Raw genomic sequence first — 17854 nt, forward strand, 5'->3', positions numbered from 1 at the left:
CGAATGGGCGGCAGCGGAGCCGGAGCCGGTTCGGGCTCGGCGGACGAGTCGGGCCCGGCTTCGGTGTTCGAATCCATGGACGGGGTGCGGTGGCCGAACGCCTCGAAGGGTCCGGAGCGTCGCCACGGGGACCAGGCCTCGCCGGAGGCCGTCGCGGTGTCCTGCGGCCGGTCTTCCGACGGCGACGATCCGACCGTCGGGGGCTGGGGTGGGCGCGGCGGAATGGAGGCATGCTGCGCTTCCGTGCTCATGCACCCCCCGTTTCCTCGCGCCCGGGCCGTCCACCTGTACGCGGGCCGTCGTCCTTGCGCTCAACCGGTCGACGCCGGGCCAGTCCGTCCCGGGCACGCATACCCGTACGAGCGGACCGGCATCCGGATGCATGTGCAACCGCCGACGTTCCGCCGTACGTGCGCGTCACTCTACGGGCTGCCCCTGTCAGAACGGGAACCAGTCCACGAGCACGAGGCATCTGCCCGGAACGTCCCCCTACCCTGCGGTAATCCTGTCTGGCAGGCTTCGTTCATGACTGCGCGCGCCGCCGACCGGGTCCGCTACGACCGGGCCACCGCCCATCTCGACGCCCCTCTCGCCATCGTGGATCTGGATGCCTTCGACGCCAACGCGGACGATCTCGTGCGCCGCGCGGGCGGCAAGCCGATCCGGGTCGCCAGCAAGTCCGTCCGCTGCCGGGCCCTGCTGGAGCGGGTCCTCGCCAAGGACGGGTTCGCGGGCATCATGTCCTTCACCCTCGCCGAGTCCCTGTGGCTGGCGCGCGGCGGCTTCGACGACATCCTGCTCGCCTATCCGTCCGCGGACCGCGCCCGCTTCGCCGAGCTGGCCTCCGACCCCAAGCTCGCCGCCGCCGTGACCGTCATGATCGACGACCCCGCGCAGCTGAGGTTCATCGACGAGGCCCGCGACGGCGGGCGTGAAGTCATCCGGGTCTGCCTGGAGTTGGACACCTCTCTGAAGCTGTTCGGGGGCCGCGTGCGCGTCGGCGCGCGTCGGTCGCCGCTGCATTCGCCCGCCCAGGTCGCCGACATGGCCCGGCTCGTGGCCCGGCGGCCGGGGTTCAAGGTCGTGGGGATAATGGCGTACGAGGGCCATATCGCGGGCGTCGGTGACTCCGTCGCCGGGCGGCCGCTGCGGTCGCGTGCCGTACGGCTCATGCAGGCAACGGCCCGCCGGGAGCTCGCCGAGCGACGCGGCGAGGTGGTGCGTGCGGTGCGGGCCGTCGTACCGGATCTGGAGTTCGTCAACGGCGGTGGCACCGGCAGTGTGCAGCACACCGCCGCCGAGGACGCCGTCACCGAGATCGGCGCAGGCTCCGGGCTGTACGTGCCGCGGCTGTTCGACAACTACACGTCCTTCAGCGGGCGTCCGGCGGCTCTGTTCGCCCAGCCCGTCGTACGCCGGCCAGGGGTCGGGGTCGTGACGGTGCTCGGCGGCGGATACCCCGCCTCCGGCGCGCCCGGAAGCGACCGGCTGCCCGTCCCGCACCTGCCCGAGGGGCTGCGCTACGACCCTCAGGAGGGACCCGGCGAGGTGCAGACGCCGCTGCTCGGCTCCCCCGCCGACGACCTGCTGATCGGCGACAAGGTGTGGTTCCGGCACGCCAAGGCCGGTGAGCTGTGCGAGCGCTTCGACGTGCTGCATCTGATCGAGGGGGATGAGGTGACGGCGACCGTCCCGACGTACCGCGGGGAGGGCCACACCTTCCTCTAGCCGGTGCACCAGGGGTCGCTGCAGGTCAGTACACGGTGTCCGGCTGGTCCGGGACCACGAAACCGTCGTCGCGCAGAAGGGGGTCCTTGGCGCCGTCGGAGGCGTTGTGGGCCCTGGTCGAGCACGGGTACGGGTCCGGCCTGCGCGGCAGGGGCTCGATGAACATGGGGTTGATCAGCCAGCGGCCGTCGGCGTTGTCGTAGGCCCGGCACATCAGCTCCGGCTTGTTGCGGTTGAGGACGAGGTGTGCGCCGGTCGCGTCGCCGACGAAGGTGACGTCGGTGTCGGCGTCCCCGGCCGCGAGGACCGGGCGCCGCGGCCACGGCTGCCGCTGCCAGGCCGCGGCGCCCTGGACGCCGTAGATCTCCTGGTTGATCCAGCAGCGTTTGCCGTCGATGTACGGGATCGCCGTGCCACGGGTCGCGGGTACGTTGCCGCAGCCCTGGTTGCTGGGTGTGATGCGGCCGCGGCGGTCGAGGAGGGAGCGGATGGCGATGGTGTGGGCGGGGTCGATGCCGATGGCCCGGGACCAGACCTCGGTGATCGGCTCGGAGCCCGCGGAGACGATGTAGACGTCGAATCCGGCTCGTTGGAGGGTGTGGATGAGGTCGCGCTGCTGGTCGTAGTAGCGGACGTAGGCGGGCACGGTGTGGGTGCCGAGGGTGCGGGTGGCGCCGATGGGGGCCGCCAGGGCTTCGGTGCGGGCCTGGCGGGCGTAGGAGGCGAGGTCGGCGGGGGTGCGGCCGGCGAAGAGCTGGGGGATCCAGGCGTACTGCGGGACGGTGCGGCGGTGGTTCCAGGTGCCGGCGAAGGCGGGGGCGCCGCTCGCGGTGGTGGCGTTCTCGCGGATGTCGAGGATCTCGTCCGTGCAGCGGGGGTTGGTCGAGGTGCGCAGGGGTTCGGAGGTGCCGGTGCCGCAGGCCTCGGCCAGGGCGCGGTCGGCGGCGTCGGTGAGCCAGGGGCTGGTGTCCTTCCAGCGGGCCGGGCGCAGGAGCCGGTCGTGTCTGAGGGACCAGGAGAGGGTGGCGTCGGTGACGTCGTTCTTGGTGACGGTGTTGTCCCAGTCGAAGACGGCGACCGGGTGGCCGCCGGCTCCCGAGCAGGTGCCGCGCTCGTCGATCACCTGCTGGAGGCGGGCGCGGTTGTCGCCGTACCAAGTGCCGGTCAGGCGGGGGCAGTTCGAGTGCGGGGAGACGGGGGGTGCGGTGGGCGCGGCCGCCAGGGCGGCGGCCGCGGCCAGGGTCCACGCGAGAAGGGATCGCATATGCGTGGACCGTACCGTTTCGTCCCTACAGGGGCGTGACGTACGCGCCCGCGATTCCGCCGTCCACCAGGAAGTCTGTGGCGTTGACGAAGGAGGAGTCGTCGCTGGCGAGGAAGGCGACGGCGGCGGCGATCTCCTCGGCCTCGGCGAACCGGCCGACGGGGATGTGGACCAGGCGACGGGCGGCCCGCTCGGGGTCCTTCGCGAACAGTTCCTGGAGGAGCGGGGTGTTGACCGGGCCCGGGCAGAGGGCGTTCACGCGGATGCCCTCGCGGGCGAACTGCACGCCCAGCTCGCGGGACATGGCGAGCACGCCGCCCTTGGAGGCGGTGTAGGAGATCTGGCTCGTGGCCGCGCCCATACGCGCCACGAAGGACGCCGTGTTGATGATGGAGCCCTTGCCCTGCTGCCGCATGTAGGGGATGGCGGCCTTGCAGCACAGGTAGACGGAGGTGAGGTTGACCTCCTGGACGCGCTTCCAGGCCTCCAGGCCGGTCTCCAGGATGGAGTCGTCGTCGGGCGGGGAGATGCCCGCGTTGTTGAAGGCGATGTCGACGCTGCCGTAGGTGTCGAAGGCGGTCTTGAAGAGGGCCTCGACCTGCTCGGCGTCGGTGACGTCGACCTTCACGAAGGTCCCGCCGACCTCGTCGGCGGCCGCCTTGCCGCGGGCCTCGTCGACGTCGCCGCAGACGACGTGCGCGCCTTCGGAGGCGAGCCGGCGTGCGGTGGCGAGGCCGATGCCGCTGCCGGCTCCGGTGATGACGGCGGTACGCCCGACCAGGCGTCGGCAAACAGGGGTGTCGGTCACTGTGCGGGGCCTTCCGTGCTGATGAAGACGTTCTTGGTTTCGGTGAAGGCGGTCAGGGCGTCCGGCCCGAGCTCGCGGCCCAGGCCGGACTGCTTGTAGCCGCCGAAGGGGGTCCAGTAGCGGACGCTGGAGTGGGAGTTGACGGAGAGGTTGCCGGCGCGGACGGCCCGCGAGACGCGCAGGGCGCGGCCCAGGTCGCGGGTCCACAGGGAGCCGGCCAGGCCGTACGGGGTGTCGTTGGCGAGGCGGATCGCGTCGGCCTCGTCGGTGAAGGGCAGGAGGACGGCGACGGGGCCGAAGATCTCCTCGCGGGCCGCCTCCGAGTCGTGCCGCTCGCCGGTGAGGACGGTCGGCGGGAACCAGAACCCGGGCCCGTCGGGGGCGCTGCCCCGCAGGGCCGGGGCCTCGTCGGGCACGAACGACCGTACGCGGTCCAGCTGTTGACGGCTGATCAGCGGGCCCATCTGGGTCTTCTCGTCGGCCGGGTCGCCCACCACGACCGTGGACAGCGCGTCGGCGAGCAGGTCGCGGACCTCGTCGTACACCGGTTCCTGGACCAGGATCCGGGTGCGGGCGCAGCAGTCCTGGCCGGAGTTGTCCAGGAAGGAGAAGGGGTCGACGGCGGTCCTGAGGTCGGCGTCGGCGAAGACGATGTTGGGGCTCTTGCCGCCGAGTTCGAGGGTGACCGGCTTGACCAGCCGGGCGCAGCGCTCCATGACCTCGCGGCCGGTGCGGGTGGAGCCGGTGAACACGATCTTCGCGACGTCGGGGTGGTCGACGAGGGCGCGGCCGGCGATGTGACCGTAACCCGGGACGACCTGGAAGAGATGCTCCGGCAGGCCCGCCTCCAGGGCGAGTTCGGCCAGGCGCAGGGCGGTCAGCGGGGTGGTCTCGGCGGGCTTGAGGACGACCGCATTGCCCGCCGCGAGGGCCGGGAAGGAGCCCCAGGCGGCGATGGGCATCGGGAAGTTCCAGGGGGCGATGACACCGACCACGCCGAGCGGTTCCTGGAAGGTGACGTCCCAGCCGCCGGTCACGGGGATCTGCTTGCCAAGGAGGCGTTCGGCGCCGCCCGCGGAGTACAGCAGGAGGTCGCGGGCGTTGCCGGCCTCCCAGCGGGCGTTGCCGAGGACATGGCCCGCCTGGCGGACCTCCAGCTGGGCCAGCTCCTCGACATGCGCGTCGACGACGTCGGCGAAGCGGCGCAGCAGTCGGGCCCGGTCGGCGGGGGCGGCGGCCGCCCAGGTCCGCTGGGCGGCGGTCGCGCGGGCGACGGCGCGGTCCACGTCGGCCGCGTCGGCGGCGGGGACGGTGGCGACGACCTCCTCGGTGGCGGGGTTCAGTACGACGAGTTCGTGCTCGGCAGACGTGTACTCGGCAGACAACAGGGGCCTCACATGCGTTCGAAGGAGCGGCGCAGCTCCCAGTCGGTCACCGCGGCGTCGAAGGCCTCGAGCTCGACGCGCGCCATGTTGCGGTAGTGCGCGACGACCTCGTCGCCGAAGGCGGCCTTGGCGATCGGGCTGGTCTCCCAGAGCTCGGCGGCCTCGCGCAGGGTGGTCGGGACGTGCTCGTACTCGGCGGTGTACGCGTTCCCCGCACACGCCTCGGGCAGCTCCAGCTTCTGCTCGATGCCGTACAGTCCGGCCGCCACCAGCCCGGCGACGGCGAGATGCGGGTTGACGTCACCGCCGGGCAGCCGGTTCTCGAACCGCATTGAGCGGCCGTGGCCGACGACCCGCAGGGCGCAGGTGCGGTTGTCGTAGCCCCAGGCGACGGCGGTCGGGGCGAAGGAGCCCGGCTGGAACCGCTTGTACGAATTGATGTTGGGGGCGTACAGGAGCGAGAAGTCGCGCAGGGCGGCGAGCTGTCCGGCGAGGAAGTACCGCATGACGTCCGACATGCCCCCGGGGTCGTCGGAGGAGCCCGCCATGGCGTTGTTGCCGGCCGCGTCCGCAAGGGAGAGGTGGATGTGGCAGGAGTTGCCCTCCCGCTCGTTGTACTTGGCCATGAAGGTGATCGACACGCCCTCCTGGGCGGCGATCTCCTTGGTGCCGGTCTTGTAGATCGCGTGCTGGTCGCAGGTGACGAGGGCGTCGTCGTAGCGGAAGGCGATCTCGTGCTGGCCGGGGTTGCACTCGCCCTTGGCGGACTCGACGGTGAGGCCGGCGCCCGCCATTTCATTGCGGATACGGCGCAGCAGGGGCTCGATGCGTCCCGTGCCGAGCACCGAATAGTCGATGTTGTACTGGTTCGCCGGTGTCAGCCCTCTGTAGTTGGCGTCCCAGGCCTGTTCATAGGTGTCCTTGAAGACGATGAACTCCAGCTCGGTGCCGACCTGGGCGGTGAAGCCGTGCTCGGCGAGGCGCTCCAGCTGGCGGCGGAGGATCTGCCGCGGGGCGGCGACCACGGGCGAACCGTCGTTCCAGGCGAGGTCGGCGATCAGCATGGCCGTACCGGCGTTCCAGGGCACCCGGCGCAGGGTGCGCAGGTCCGGGTGCATGGCGAAGTCGCCGTAGCCGCGCTCCCAGGAGGACATCGCGTATCCGTCGACCGTGTTCATCTCGGTGTCGACGGCGAGGAGGTAGTTGCAGCCCTCGGTGCCGTGGTGGAGGACCTCGTCGAGGAAGAAACGTGCGGCGAACCGCTTGCCCTGGAGCCGCCCTTGCATGTCGGGGAAGGCCAGGACGACAGTGTCGATCTCACCGCTCGCGACGAGGGCATGCAGCTCCTCGACGCTGAGCGGGGGTGTGCGGTCTGCCACGGGAGAGCTCCTTCGGCTGCTGACGCTTTTTCGACCGGGCCGGAAGCCATAAGGTATTGCGGAGAACCATTGCTTGGGAAGGGGGTGCGGCGGGATGTCGCTGGATCCGGACGGCAGCCTGGAGGACCGGTTGACACCGGTACTGCGGCCGGTGCGGGCGGGCAACGGCTTCGAGGAGGCACTGGAGCAGATTCTGCAGGTCGTACGGCTGGGTCTGGTGCCGGGCGGCGACCGGCTGCCGGCCGAGCGGGAGCTGGCGGAGCGGCTCGGGATCAGCCGGGTGACACTGCGCGAGGTGCTGAAGGTGCTGCAGGACCAGGGTCTGGTGGAGTCCAGGCGCGGGCGCTACGGCGGCACGTTCGTCCTGCCGCGCGCGGACGCCGGCGGCGAGGACGAGCTGCGGCGCCGGGTCGCCGAGGTCGACATCGAGGACGTCCTGCGTTTCCGGGAGGTCCTGGAGGTCGGGGCGGCGGGGCTGTGCGCGACGCATGGCCTGGGCAGGGAGCAGGCGGACCGGCTGCGCGAGGCCCTGGCCCGCACGGGCGACGCACCGCTCGCCGACTACCGGCGTCTGGACACGATGCTGCATCTGACGCTGGCCGAGCTCTGCGGATCTCCGACGCTGACCGCGCAGTACGCGGCGGTCCGGGCGACGGTGAACGACCTGCTCGACTGCATTCCGCTCCTCGTCCGCAACCTGGAGCACTCGCAGCGGCAGCACGTCGCGCTGGTGGAGGCGGTCCTGGACGGGGACGCGGACGGGGCGCGGGAGATGATGCGGGAGCACTGCGCGGGGACGGCGGCGCTGCTCAGGGGGTTCCTGGCGTGAGGGGCCGCTTTCCCGGGGGCCTTGCCTTCGAGGGCACCTCTCGACAAAGGTATGAATACAATCCTTTGCCGGACCGGGAGGACGCATGGCGGACGGGCCGCTGATCGGCATCAGTACGTATCTGGAGGCCGGGGCGCGCTGGGGCGTGTGGGAGCTGGAGGCCGCGCTGCTGCCGGTCGGCTATCCGCGGCTGGTGCAGCGGGCGGGCGGGCTGGCCGTGATGCTGCCACCGAACGCGCCGGAGCACGCCTCCGCGACCGTCGCGCGTCTCGACGGTCTGGTGATCGCGGGCGGTCCGGACGTCGAGCCGGTCCATTACGGCGCGGAGCCCCATCCGCGGACGGGCCCGCCGGCGCGTGCCCGGGACGCCTGGGAACTGGCGCTGATCGATGCGGCCCTGGCCGCCCGAGTCCCCCTGCTGGGCATCTGCCGGGGCATGCAGCTCCTGAACGTCGCCCTGGGCGGCACGCTCGTCCAGCACATCGACGGCCACGCCGAGGTCGTCGGCGTCTTCGGCGACCACCCGGTGAAGCCGGTGCCCGGCACGCGGTACGCCGCCGCCGTGCCCGAGGAGACATCCGTACCGACGTATCACCACCAGGCCGTCGACCACCTCGGCACCGGCCTGATCCCTTCGGCCCACGCGGCGGACGGGACGGTGGAGGCGCTGGAACTGCCGCCCGCGGACGGCTGGGTGCTGGGTGTGCAGTGGCATCCGGAGATGGGGGACGACCTGCGGGTCATGCGGGCGCTGGTGGAGGCGGCTGCTTCGGCTACGAGTCCTTCAGCCGTCTCCTGAGCCAGGCGAGGGCGGCGTCGCCCTGGGCGCGTTGGAAGGCGCGCAGGGTGGGAAGGCCTGGGGGCGGCGGCCGCAGGGCGTGCTCGACAAAGTAGCCGGCCAGCGCGGCCAGAGCGGTGGTGACGGCTGCCGGGTCCGCCTCCCGGCCGACGGGATGCGCCGTGAACACCTCCTCCGGGTCCGGTCCGCCCTGGGCCCTCACGCAGGGCAGCATCACCAGCAGGTCGAACCAGGGTGCGGCGCGCACCGCGTGCGGCCAGTCGACGAAGACGACCCGGTCTTCGGCGGTGAGCAGCATGTTGTCGGCGCGCAGGTCGGCGTGGGCGAGGGTGTCGCCGGACGCAGCCCGGGTCCAGTCCGCGGCGATGCCGGCGAGGCGGGGCAGTTGGGCGAGAGTCCAGGCGTCGAGGCGTCCACGGACCTCGTGCTCCGGCTGCGCCCGCAACCGCTGCCAGCCGGAGAAGTCGTCGGCGAGCGCTTCGGCCGCGGGCGGTGCGTCCACCGGGGACGGGGTGAGGATACGGCTGAGTTCTGCCACGGCGTCGAGGACGCGCTGCAACTCCCGCTCCCGCCAGGGGACATGGGGCTGACGGCCGGGGATCTCCTCCAGGACCAGGGCGACCCAGGTTCCGTCGTCGTAAGTGCCGAGCAGGCGGGGTGCGGGGACGGTGTGCGGGAGGGCGGCGGTATGGCGGGCCTCGGTGCGGTGCAGAGTGGGGCTGTGCGGGTTGGTGTCCGCGCTCACCGCCTTGACGAAGGCGCGGCGGCCGTCGGCGGTTCGGATGCGGGCGGCTGTGCCTGGGGAGAAGCCGCCGGGTTGGGTGACTGCGTGGACGACGGGGCTGCCGCCGAGCACGTCTGCAACGGCGTTGCGCACGGTGGCCGGGAGTGCGTCCCAGGGTGTGCGGACGCCTGCGGCGGGCGGGGCGGGGGTGGTCATGCGGTTCATGGTGCGGTCCGGTGCCCCTCGCACACCAAGGGTTTTCGCCCCCGCCGCCCCTACCCGTCCCGTCCCTGGGGGCTCCGCCCCCAGACCCCCGATCGGCCTGAACGGCCTCGTCCTCAAACGCCGGACGGGCTGAAAAGATCAATCCCCGGCCGGCGAAATTCAGCCCCAGTCCGCAAAATTCAGCCCCTCCGGCGTTTGAGGAGCGGGGGTCCGGGGGGCGGAGCCCCCCGGGTCGGGACGGCAAGGGGCGGCGGGGGCGAGGAAAGATCGTTACCCACGGGTCAGCGACAACAGCTCACGTGCCGGCCCCACCGGCCGATGCCCCGTCGGCCACACCGCCCGCAGATCCCTGGCCAGCGCGACGCCGTCGACCGGCACCGACACCAGGCGCCGCATAGCAAGCTCCTCCCCCACCGCCAGCTCACTCAGCACCGCCGGCCCCGCCCCGCTGACCACCGCAGCCTTCACCGCAGTCGTCGACGACAGTTCGATCAGCGGCCGCGCCAACCCGCCCAGCGCCGCATCCAGGACCTGCCGGGTCCCTGAACCCTTCTCCCGCAGAATCAGGGGCGTCTCCGCCAGCTCCGAGGCCTCCAGCGGACGCCGGCGGCGGGCCCACGCATGTCCCGGTGCCGTCACCACGATCAGCCGGTCGTGGGCGATCACCGTCGAGTCCAGGCCGGGCGGCACACTGACCCCCTCCACAAAACCCAGGTCCGCCTCGCCCGACAGCAACCGCTCCCCCACCGCCGCCGAGTTGCCCGCAAGCAGGGACACCGCCGTGTCGGGACGCTGGGCGCGCAGCGCCAACAGCCAGCCGGGGAGCAGGTATTCGGCGATGGTCATGCTCGCCGCCACCCGCAACCGGGAGTCCCGCCGGTCCCGCAGCGCCTGCGCCCCCGCGTCGAAGGCCTCCGCCGCCTCGACGATCCGCCGCGCCCAGTCCGTGACCAGCGCACCGGCGTCCGTGAGGCGGGAACCCCGCGGGGAACGGTCGACGAGGGCCACACCCAACTGCCGTTCCATCGACCGGATCCGGCTGCTCGCCGCCGGCTGTGTGATCCCCACCTCCCGCGCGGCCCCGCCCAGACTGCCGAGCCGCGCCACCGCCAGCAGCAACTCCAGCGCCCCGAGATCAGGCACCCGATGCGCCAGCGAGACCACGACGGCCGGCGGCTCCTCCCTGTTACTCATAACTCCAGCTTATGCCCTCATAGAGACATGCTCCCTGGTCGCAGGGACCCGGCAGCGAGACCGTGACTGCCATGGTCACCGCAGCCCAGCCCCTTCCGCGTGCCACCGCACGCCCCCCGCGCGCCACGGCCGTCCGTCATCTCGGGCCCAACTGGTACGCCGCCGTCATGGGCACCGCCATCGTCGCCACCGCAGGGTCGTCGCTCCCCCTCCACGTCCCCGTCCTGCGCACCGCCTGCGCAGCCGTGTGGGCCCTCTCCCTCGGCCTCCTGCTCGCTCTGCTGACCGCCCGCGCCCTGCACTGGAGGCACCACCGCGACCAGGCCCGCGCCCACCTCCTCGACCCGGCGACGGCACCGTTCTACGGGTGTCTCGCCATGGCCCTGCTGGCCGTCGGCGGCGGTGCCGTCACCGTCGGCCGGCACTGGATCGGACCGGACGGCGCGCTCGTTCTCGACGCCGTGCTGTTCACCGCCGGGACGGTGGTGGGGCTCGCGGCCGCCGTCGCCGTCCCGTACCTGATGGCCGTACGACACAAGGCCGAGCCGGAGCAGGCCACGCCGGTGTGGCTGCTGCCTGTCGTCGCGCCCATGGTGTCCGCGGCGCTCGGGCCGCTCCTCGTGCCGCACCTGCCGGCGGGGCAGCCCCGGGAGACGCTCCTGTTCGCCTGCTTCGCGATGTTCGGGCTCAGTCTCCTCATGACCCTGCTGATGCTGCCGGTGATCTTCGGTCGGCTGATGACCGGCGGTCCGCTGCCCCTCGTCCTGACCCCGACCCTGTTCCTGGTGCTCGGGCCGCTGGGGCAGTCCACCACCGCGGTCGGCAGGTTCGCGGACGTCGCACCGGGGGTCGTACCGGCGCCGTACAGCGAGGGATTCGGCATCCTGGCCGTCCTGTACGGCGTGCCCGTCATGGGCTTCGCGCTGCTCTGGCTGGTGTTCGCCGCCGCGCATGTGGTGCGGGCCCGGCGGCAGGGCATGGGCTTCGCGATGACGTGGTGGGCGTTCACCTTCCCGGTCGGGACGTGTGTCACGGGCGCCGAGGCGCTCGCCCGGCACACCGGGCTCGTCGTGTACGACTGGCTCGCGGTCGGGCTGTACGTCCTGCTCGTCGTCGCCTGGGGCACCGCCGCCCTGCACACGGCTCGCGGTCTGGTCAGCGGAGCGCTGCCAAGCGGTTCGGGCGAAGTCCGCTGCCGCGCGGCGGAGCCGCATGTCGATCCTGCGGCCGCACCCTGAAGGGGCGCGGGCGTGGACATGCGGCTCCGCCGCGCGGGCGCGACCGGCCACGACGCACCCGCAAACAGCTCACCGCTCATCCCGCGGAGCGCTTCGCAGCGCCTCGCCCAGCACCCGCGGCGCCTCGGTCAACGACGGCCCGTACCAGGTCAGATGACGTCCGCTGACCAGTGCGCACTTCAGTCCCGGGAACGCCTCCGGGCCGTCGTCGGCCGTGAAGCGGTACGGCTCGTCCGGCAGTACGACGACGTCCGGGGCGGCCGCCCGCAGCTCGTCGAGCGGGATGCGGGGGTAGCGGTCGGGGTGGGTGGCGTAGAGGTGGTCGACGCCGAGGCGGGACAGGACGTCGCCGGCGAAGGTGTCCCGGCCCAGGACCATCCAGGGGCGGCGCCAGATCGGGACCACGGCCGTCGTACGGTGCTCGGGGCGCGGCAGGCGGCACCAGGTCGTCTCGGCCTCGTCGAGCCAGCGGGGGCGGGACTTCGCGCCGCAGGCCTCCAGCACCCGGGCGAGCTCCGCGAACGCCTGTGGTATGTCACATACCACCGTCACCAGGACCTCGACGCCCGCCGCGCGCAGCGCCGCCAGGTCGGGTTCGCGGTTCTCCTCCGCGTTGGCCACCACCAGGTCGGGGGCGAGCGCGAGGATGCGGTCGAGTTTCGGGTTCTTGGTGCCGCCGATGCGGGGGACGTCCAGGTCCGCGGGGTGCGTGCACCAGTCGGTCGCGCCGACCAGGGCTCCCGGTACCGAGACCGCGACCGCCTCCGTCAGCGACGGGACGAGGGAGACGACACGCACCGGCACTACCGCGACCGGTTCTGGACCGCCTCGACGTGCTCGGCCACCGCGACGACGACCACGCGCGTGTCGGACACGGTCGCCCGCCACCGGTGGCGTACGCCGCCGGTCAGGTACAGCGTGTCGCCGCGGCCGAGCCGGTAGGCCCGCCCCTCGGCCTCGATCTCCACCGCGCCGTCGGCAACGTACATCAACTGGTCGTTGCGGTACTGGAATTCGCGGCCCGCGTCATGGTCCCCGGTGAACTCCGAGGCGTGCATCTGGTGGTGCCCCCGCACCAGGGAACGCACCCGCGGTTCTGCCGCCGGCTCCGGTTCGGCGCGCACGACGTCGACGCTGCACGCCGGGTCGGCGGCGGCGAGGAGTTCCACGGCGGTGGTGCGCAGGGCGTCGGCCACCTTCTCGAGGGACGTTCTGCTGGGCCGCGCCCGGTCGTTCTCGACCTGGCTCAGGAACGGAACCGACAGGCCGCTGCGCTCGGCCACGACGGCGAGGGTGAGCTGCAGCGCCCGACGGCGTCGCCGCACGGCAGCGCCCACTCGCAGGGGCTGATCCTTGTGGTCGTCTTTGTGGTCGCCCATCGCTCCGGCTCCCTCCTTCGCTCGTGGTCCGTGTGGCGCGGTTCCGTGTGCCGTGCACCGGCGTCCGGGGGCGGCACTTCGGATGAGTTTTCTCTGCACCTTACGCAGGTTCGGCAAACCGTTTCATGCGCCCGTCACATCCCCGTAAACACTGCGTGCGGTCAATTCGCCAACTCTGGCCCGCGCATGAGCTCTCCGGACTCCCCGGGCGCGGATTCCTCCTTCGGGACGAAGGCGCTGACCAGCAGGGCCTCAGGGCGGTCCGGGCCGGTCGCGGGGGCCGTGGGCGGTCGGCGCGGGCGCGGCGCTCTCCGGAGGTGCGGATCGCCTTCCGGTCGGCCGGTCCGGTGCCGGGATCCCGGGCGTACGGCCGCCGGTTTCCGACGTCGGCGGGGCGACGCCCAGTTGGCGTTCCGTGTCGCGGTCCGGCCGGTCATGGCTGGTCAGTTCGATGGTGTCGCCATGCACCGAGGTGATGTCCGGGGTGCCTTCGGCACGGACGGCCGGGGTGCGCGCCGCGGTGCATGTGCGGTCGGCACTTCCGGCGGCGAGGACAGTGAGGCTTGGGTGATGACATAGCCCTACGTGGTTGGCCGGATCCTTTTCGTACGCCCTTCACACGCGCGTGGGCGGCCCGTCGCGAAACGGACCGCCCACGCGCGCGTGCTCCCCTACGGGGGTGTCTTCGGGCCTACTGAGGTGTCATCCGGCCCACCACGTCCGGGTGCTCCTTGACCCAGGCGGCGACGGCCTCCTCCTCATGGCCCTGGCCGCGCTTGTTGATCTCGGCCTCAAGGCTGCCGAGCTCCGCCTCGCTCATATGGAAGCCCTTGATCCACTTGGTGAGCTGCGGGTACTGCCCGGGGAACTTCTCGTTGGTGATGGTGCGGATCGTGTTGCCCTCGCCGAAGAGCTTCTTGTCGTCCTTCAGCTTGGTCAGGTCGTAGCGGCTGTACGCCCAGTGCGGCGACCACAGGACCACGGCGACGGGCTCCTTCTTGGCATAGGCCCGCTTGAGCTCGGCCAGCATCGCCGGGGTGGAGCCGTCGACGACCTTGTACTCCTTGTCCAGGCCGTAGCCCGGCAGAACCTTCGTCTTGAGGAGGTTCATCTCACCGGTGCCCGGCTCGATGCCCATGATCTTCCCGCCGAAGGTGCTCGCCTTGCCCTTGAGGTCGTCGTAGGACTTCACGCCCTTGACGTACGAGGGCACGGCGACCTCCAGCGAGGTCGGCTGGTACCAGGTGCCGAGGTCCTTGAGTCTGTCCTTGTTCTTGTCCCAGTAGTTCTGCTGCGCGTACGGCAGCCAGGCGTCGAAGTTGACGTCGAGGTCACCGGAGGCGAGGCCGGTGTAGACCGGGCCGACGTCCATCTGCTTGAGGTTCAGCTTGTAGCCGCGCCGCTCCAGGACGTTCTTCCAGAGGTACGTGACGGCGATGTCCTCGTCCCAGGGGAACCAGGCCACGTTGACGCTCCGCTTGGCCTCGGCGGGGGTCGGGCCCGAGCCGCCGGCGACCGGGGCCAGCTTGTCGACGACGCCGGGGTTCTTCTTCAGCCAGGCGCGTACGGCATCCTGCTGCTTGCCCTTGCCCACCTTGTTGATCTCGGACTCGAGGCTGGTGAGCTGCTTCTCGCTCATCCTGAAGTTCTTCAGCCACTTGCCGACGGTGGGGTTGTCCGACGCGAAGCCCTTGCGGGCCAGCGTGTGCACGCCGTCGCCCTTGCCCCAGGCGCCCTTCGGGTCCTTGAGCTTCTTCAGGTCATAGTCGCTGTACGCCCAGTGCGGCGACCACAGAGTCACCACGATCGGCTCCTTCTTGGAGTACGCGCGCTTGAGCTGGGCCAGCATGGCGGGCGTGGAGCTGTCGACGACCTTGTATTCCCCGTCGAGGCCGTACTCCTTGAGGACCTTGCTCTTGAGCAGGCTCATCATGCCGGCGCTGGACTCGATGCCGGTGATCTTGCCGTCGAACTCGGAGGCCTTGCCCTTGAGGTCGGCGAGGGAGTTGACGTCCTTCATGTACGACGGCACGGTCAGCTCCAGGGACGTCTGCCCGTACCAGGAGCCGAGGTCGTCGAGCTTGCTGCCGTACTTCTTCCAGTACTCGGCGTGCGTGGTCGGCAGCCAGGCATCCGTCTGGAAGTCGAGCTGACCCGAGGCGAGCGAGGTGTAGAGCGGGCCCGCTTCGAGCTGCTTGGCCTCGACGTCGAAGCCGCGCTGCTCAAGGACCTCCTTCCACAGGAAGGTGGAGGCAACGCCCTCGTCCCAGGGGATGTAGCCGATGGTGATCTTCTTGCCCTGGCCGACGTTCGTCGCGTTCGAGGCAGCGGTCCCGCCGTTCGAGCCACCGAAGATGCCCATGCCGCCCGCGACCAGCGCGAGAACGACGACTCCGATGACCGCGACCGCGGGACGCGGGCGGAAGTTCCAGATCGTCACGCCGTGGTCGGCGGGCAGCTTGGCGAGGGCCCGACGGCCCGTCGGGGACGCCTGGGTGCCCAGGGCGCTGGTCATGCGGTCGAGGTAGATCGCCAGGATCACGATGGAGATGCCGGCCTCGGAGCCGAGGCCGACGTTGAGCTGGCCGAGGGCCTCGTTCACGTCGGCGCCCAGTCCGTCGGCGCCGACCATGCCCGCGATGGCCGCCATGGACAGGCCCAGCATGATGACCTGGTTGACGCCGGCCATGATCGTGGGAAGTGCGAGCGGGAGCTGGATACGCAGCAGGGTGTCGCGCGGGGTGGTGCCGAACGCGTCGGCGGCCTCGACCAGTTCCTTGTCGACCTGACGGATGCCCAGCTCCGTCATGCGGACGCCGGGGGCCAGGGCGAAGATCAGGGTCGCGACGATGCCGGCGGGGGCTCCCGAACCGAAGAAGAGGATGGCCGGGATGAGGTAGATCATCGCGGGCAGCGTCTGCATGAAGTCGAGGACAGGCCGCACGAGGGCGCTGACCCGGTCCGAGCGGGCCGCCCAGATACCGACCGGCACTGCGACGACCAGGGCGATGATCGTCGCGACGAGGACGAGTGACAGCGTCATCATCGCGTGGTCCCACAGTTCGAGGGAGTCGACGAACGCGAATCCGACAAAGGTCAGCACACCCGCGACCACGCCGCGCAGCCAGAACGCGATCACTGCGAAGATGCCCGCGAGCAGCAGAGGGTGCGGTGCCTGCAGGACGGCGTCGATACCGTCGAAGGAGCCCTCGAAGACGGTCTTGAAGAAGTCGAACAGCCAGGCCATGTGGTCGAGCAGCCAGTCGACCGTGCTGTTGACCCAGTCGCCGAACGGAATCCTAGGCACCGGCGATCACCTTCTCGCCGCCCTGGTTGCGAGGGGAGTCGCACAGCGCGGGTTCGCCCTGCTCGTCGCCGAGGAAGCCGACGAGGCGCTGTCTGCGTACGACACCGACAAGCCCCCGTTTCGCGTCGAGGACGGCGACCGGGTGCGTCAACCGGGCGCTGATCGCGCAGAGTTCGGCAATCGGCGTGTCGGGCGTCGCGGTCTCGCAGCGGCATTCGGCCTCGTCGCCGCGAACGTCCTCGTCCATGACGGCGGACGCGGTCAGGACGCGGGAACGGTCGACGTCCTGGATGAAGGAAGCCACGTAGTCGTTGGCCGGGCGGACGAGGATGTCCTCGGCACTGCCGGTCTGGACGATGCGGCCGTCACGCATGACGGCGATGCTGTCGCCCAGACGCATGGCCTCGTTGAGGTCGTGGGTGATGAAGACGATGGTCTTCTTCAGGCTCCGCTGCAGTTCGAGCAGCTGGTCCTGCATGTCGCGGCGGATCAGCGGGTCCAGGGCGCTGAACGACTCGTCCATCAGCAGCAGGTCGGCGTCGGTGGCGAGGGCGCGGGCGAGGCCGACGCGCTGCTGCATGCCGCCGGAGAGCTCGTCGGGCCAGGACTTCTCCCAGCCGGCCAGTCCGCACAGGGCCAGCGCCTCGCCGGCGCGCTGCTCGCGCTCGGCGCGGGGCACGCCCTGCACGGCCAGGCCGTAGGCGGCGTTCTCGAGGACGCTGCGGTGCGGGAACAGCGCGAAGTGCTGGAAGACCATGCTGATCTTCCTCGCGCGGACCGCGCGCAGTTCGCGGTCGCCGAGCGCGGTCAGGTCCTGGCCGTCGAAGCGGACCTGTCCCGCGGTCGGCTCCAGCAGGCCGTTGAGCATGCGCAGCAGCGTGGACTTGCCGGAGCCGGACAGGCCCATGACGACGAAGATCTGGCCCGGTTCCACGGTGAAGGAGGCGTCGATCACGGCGGCTGTGGTGCCGTCGGCGCGCAACTCCTCCCGGTCGGCTCCCTGTCGGAGCCGCTCGACGGCATGGTCGGGTCGTCTGCCGAACACCTTGTAGAGATGTTCGGCCTCTAGCCTGGAGGACACGCTCGCCTCTCGTTTCGCGGGGTCAGGGGGACAGGGGGCGCGCCTGCCCCCGGCCGACCAGGGCAAACGCGGGAGTGGTTCAGTTCACAACCAGTGCGTAGGATCACCGCCGGTACTTCACATCGGTATGGGGGGACGACTGTGGAACGACCGGACGACAAACGTGCGTCGGTGCTGCGCTTCGCGACGGAGCTGGTGGCCTGGGTCGCCACGCCCTGGGCCCTGTGGCCACACTCCTGGCCGCTCGCCGTGCTCGCGGTGCTGGTGCTGATCGGTCTGCCGACCGTCTTCTCCACTCCGGGTGACAAGGCGCACGTGATCGTGCCGGTTCCGGGCCCGGTCACGATCCTGCTCGTACTGCTCCAGCTCGCCGCGGCCCTGGTGTCGGCGTGGTGGGTCTGGCCCGTCTGGGCGGCCCTCCCGGTCTCCCTCCTGGCGGCCGCCACCCTCGTCACGGAACGCCCGCGCTGGCGGTGGCTGCTCGCCGACGCGTGACTGTCAGTCCCGTACGGCA

The 17854-nt window shown here is 71.2% G+C and carries 15 protein-coding genes; 5 read left to right on the plus strand and 10 right to left on the minus strand.

Annotation, left to right across the window (positions count from 1 at the left end):
• Positions 1-525: 525 nt before the first annotated feature.
• Entirely contained in the window at positions 526-1728 is a 1203-nt protein-coding gene (locus tag IH68_RS0139825; protein ID WP_030945845.1) for an amino acid deaminase/aldolase, read from the plus strand.
• A gap of 25 nt (positions 1729-1753) precedes the next feature.
• Here IH68_RS0139825 and IH68_RS0139830 read toward each other — a convergent pair whose 3' ends face one another.
• The 4 genes from IH68_RS0139830 to IH68_RS0139845 are packed head-to-tail and all read right to left on the minus strand — an operon-like array spanning position 1754 to position 6564.
• Entirely contained in the window at positions 1754-2992 is a 1239-nt protein-coding gene (locus tag IH68_RS0139830) for a haloacid dehalogenase-like hydrolase (protein WP_030945848.1), read from the minus strand.
• A 25-nt stretch (positions 2993-3017) separates the two neighbouring features.
• Complete coding sequence (locus tag IH68_RS0139835) at positions 3018-3800, minus strand: 3-oxoacyl-ACP reductase (RefSeq protein ID WP_030945851.1); 783 nt, start codon at positions 3798-3800, stop codon at positions 3018-3020.
• Complete coding sequence (locus tag IH68_RS0139840; RefSeq protein ID WP_030945854.1) at positions 3797-5185, minus strand: aldehyde dehydrogenase family protein; 1389 nt, start codon at positions 5183-5185, stop codon at positions 3797-3799. Before IH68_RS0139840 ends, IH68_RS0139835 begins: the two co-directional genes overlap by 4 nt.
• A gap of 8 nt (positions 5186-5193) precedes the next feature.
• Positions 5194-6564: a glutamine synthetase family protein gene (locus IH68_RS0139845; protein WP_030945857.1), complete on the minus strand. Its 1371-nt coding sequence runs from the start codon at positions 6562-6564 to the stop codon at positions 5194-5196.
• Between the two features lie 94 nt (positions 6565-6658).
• On the opposite strand from IH68_RS0139845, the gene IH68_RS0139850 reads away from it, so the two are divergent.
• Together IH68_RS0139850 and IH68_RS0139855 are read left to right on the plus strand one after the other, a co-directional pair.
• Positions 6659-7393, plus strand: coding sequence for a FadR/GntR family transcriptional regulator (locus tag IH68_RS0139850; protein ID WP_030945860.1), 735 nt, complete (start codon positions 6659-6661; stop codon positions 7391-7393).
• A gap of 85 nt (positions 7394-7478) precedes the next feature.
• Positions 7479-8192: a gamma-glutamyl-gamma-aminobutyrate hydrolase family protein gene (locus tag IH68_RS0139855; protein ID WP_030945864.1), complete on the plus strand. Its 714-nt coding sequence runs from the start codon at positions 7479-7481 to the stop codon at positions 8190-8192.
• Here the strand turns inward: IH68_RS0139855 and IH68_RS0139860 are convergent.
• Positions 8167-9132 carry an aminoglycoside phosphotransferase family protein gene (locus IH68_RS0139860; RefSeq protein WP_030945867.1) on the minus strand — a complete coding sequence of 322 codons (966 nt, stop codon included), beginning with the start codon at positions 9130-9132 and terminating at the stop codon, positions 8167-8169. The two genes, IH68_RS0139855 and IH68_RS0139860, sit on opposite strands and share 26 nt — an antisense overlap.
• Before the next feature lie 279 nt (positions 9133-9411).
• On the minus strand, positions 9412-10335 hold the full coding sequence (locus IH68_RS0139865; protein WP_030945870.1) for a LysR family transcriptional regulator: 924 nt from the start codon (positions 10333-10335) through the stop codon (positions 9412-9414).
• A gap of 71 nt (positions 10336-10406) precedes the next feature.
• Here IH68_RS0139865 and IH68_RS0139870 point away from each other — a divergent pair, with 71 nt between their 5' ends.
• On the plus strand, positions 10407-11573 hold the full coding sequence (locus IH68_RS0139870; RefSeq protein WP_051833970.1) for a TDT family transporter: 1167 nt from the start codon (positions 10407-10409) through the stop codon (positions 11571-11573).
• Positions 11574-11642: 69 nt separating this feature from the next.
• Here the strand turns inward: IH68_RS0139870 and IH68_RS0139875 are convergent, their stop codons facing one another.
• The 4 genes from IH68_RS0139875 to IH68_RS0139890 all read right to left on the minus strand — a co-directional run bounded on the left by IH68_RS0139875 (position 11643) and on the right by IH68_RS0139890 (position 17340).
• Entirely contained in the window at positions 11643-12371 is a 729-nt protein-coding gene (locus tag IH68_RS0139875; protein ID WP_030945876.1) for a helical backbone metal receptor, read from the minus strand.
• Positions 12372-12376: 5 nt separating this feature from the next.
• Entirely contained in the window at positions 12377-12952 is a 576-nt protein-coding gene (locus IH68_RS0139880; protein WP_030945878.1) for a helix-turn-helix domain-containing protein, read from the minus strand.
• Between the two features lie 691 nt (positions 12953-13643).
• Positions 13644-16259, minus strand: coding sequence for an ABC transporter permease/substrate binding protein (locus IH68_RS0139885; RefSeq protein ID WP_030945880.1), 2616 nt, complete (start codon positions 16257-16259; stop codon positions 13644-13646).
• Positions 16252-17340, minus strand: a complete 1089-nt coding sequence (locus tag IH68_RS0139890; RefSeq protein ID WP_030945883.1) for a quaternary amine ABC transporter ATP-binding protein — start codon at positions 17338-17340, stop codon at positions 16252-16254. The genes IH68_RS0139885 and IH68_RS0139890 overlap by 8 nt, the downstream gene beginning before the upstream one ends.
• 141 nt (positions 17341-17481) lie before the next feature.
• Between IH68_RS0139890 and IH68_RS0139895 the strand changes: the two genes are divergently transcribed.
• Positions 17482-17835: a hypothetical protein gene (locus IH68_RS0139895; protein ID WP_030945886.1), complete on the plus strand. Its 354-nt coding sequence runs from the start codon at positions 17482-17484 to the stop codon at positions 17833-17835.
• Positions 17836-17854 lie beyond the last annotated feature (19 nt).

Origin of the sequence: Streptomyces sp. NRRL S-646 (assembly GCF_000720765.1) — a bacterium.
Classification (GTDB): domain Bacteria; phylum Actinomycetota; class Actinomycetes; order Streptomycetales; family Streptomycetaceae; genus Streptomyces.

Coding starts and splice junctions, on each gene's coding strand:
- IH68_RS0139825 (WP_030945845.1), top strand. CDS start 526: ATGACTGCGCGCGCCGCCGACCGGGTCCGCTACGACCGGGCCACCGCC.
- IH68_RS0139830 (WP_030945848.1), bottom strand. CDS start 2,992: ATGCGATCCCTTCTCGCGTGGACCCTGGCCGCGGCCGCCGCCCTGGCG.
- IH68_RS0139850 (WP_030945860.1), top strand. CDS start 6,659: ATGTCGCTGGATCCGGACGGCAGCCTGGAGGACCGGTTGACACCGGTA.
- IH68_RS0139855 (WP_030945864.1), top strand. CDS start 7,479: ATGGCGGACGGGCCGCTGATCGGCATCAGTACGTATCTGGAGGCCGGG.
- IH68_RS0139860 (WP_030945867.1), bottom strand. CDS start 9,132: ATGACCACCCCCGCCCCGCCCGCCGCAGGCGTCCGCACACCCTGGGAC.
- IH68_RS0139865 (WP_030945870.1), bottom strand. CDS start 10,335: ATGAGTAACAGGGAGGAGCCGCCGGCCGTCGTGGTCTCGCTGGCGCAT.
- IH68_RS0139870 (WP_051833970.1), top strand. CDS start 10,407: ATGGTCACCGCAGCCCAGCCCCTTCCGCGTGCCACCGCACGCCCCCCG.
- IH68_RS0139880 (WP_030945878.1), bottom strand. CDS start 12,952: ATGGGCGACCACAAAGACGACCACAAGGATCAGCCCCTGCGAGTGGGC.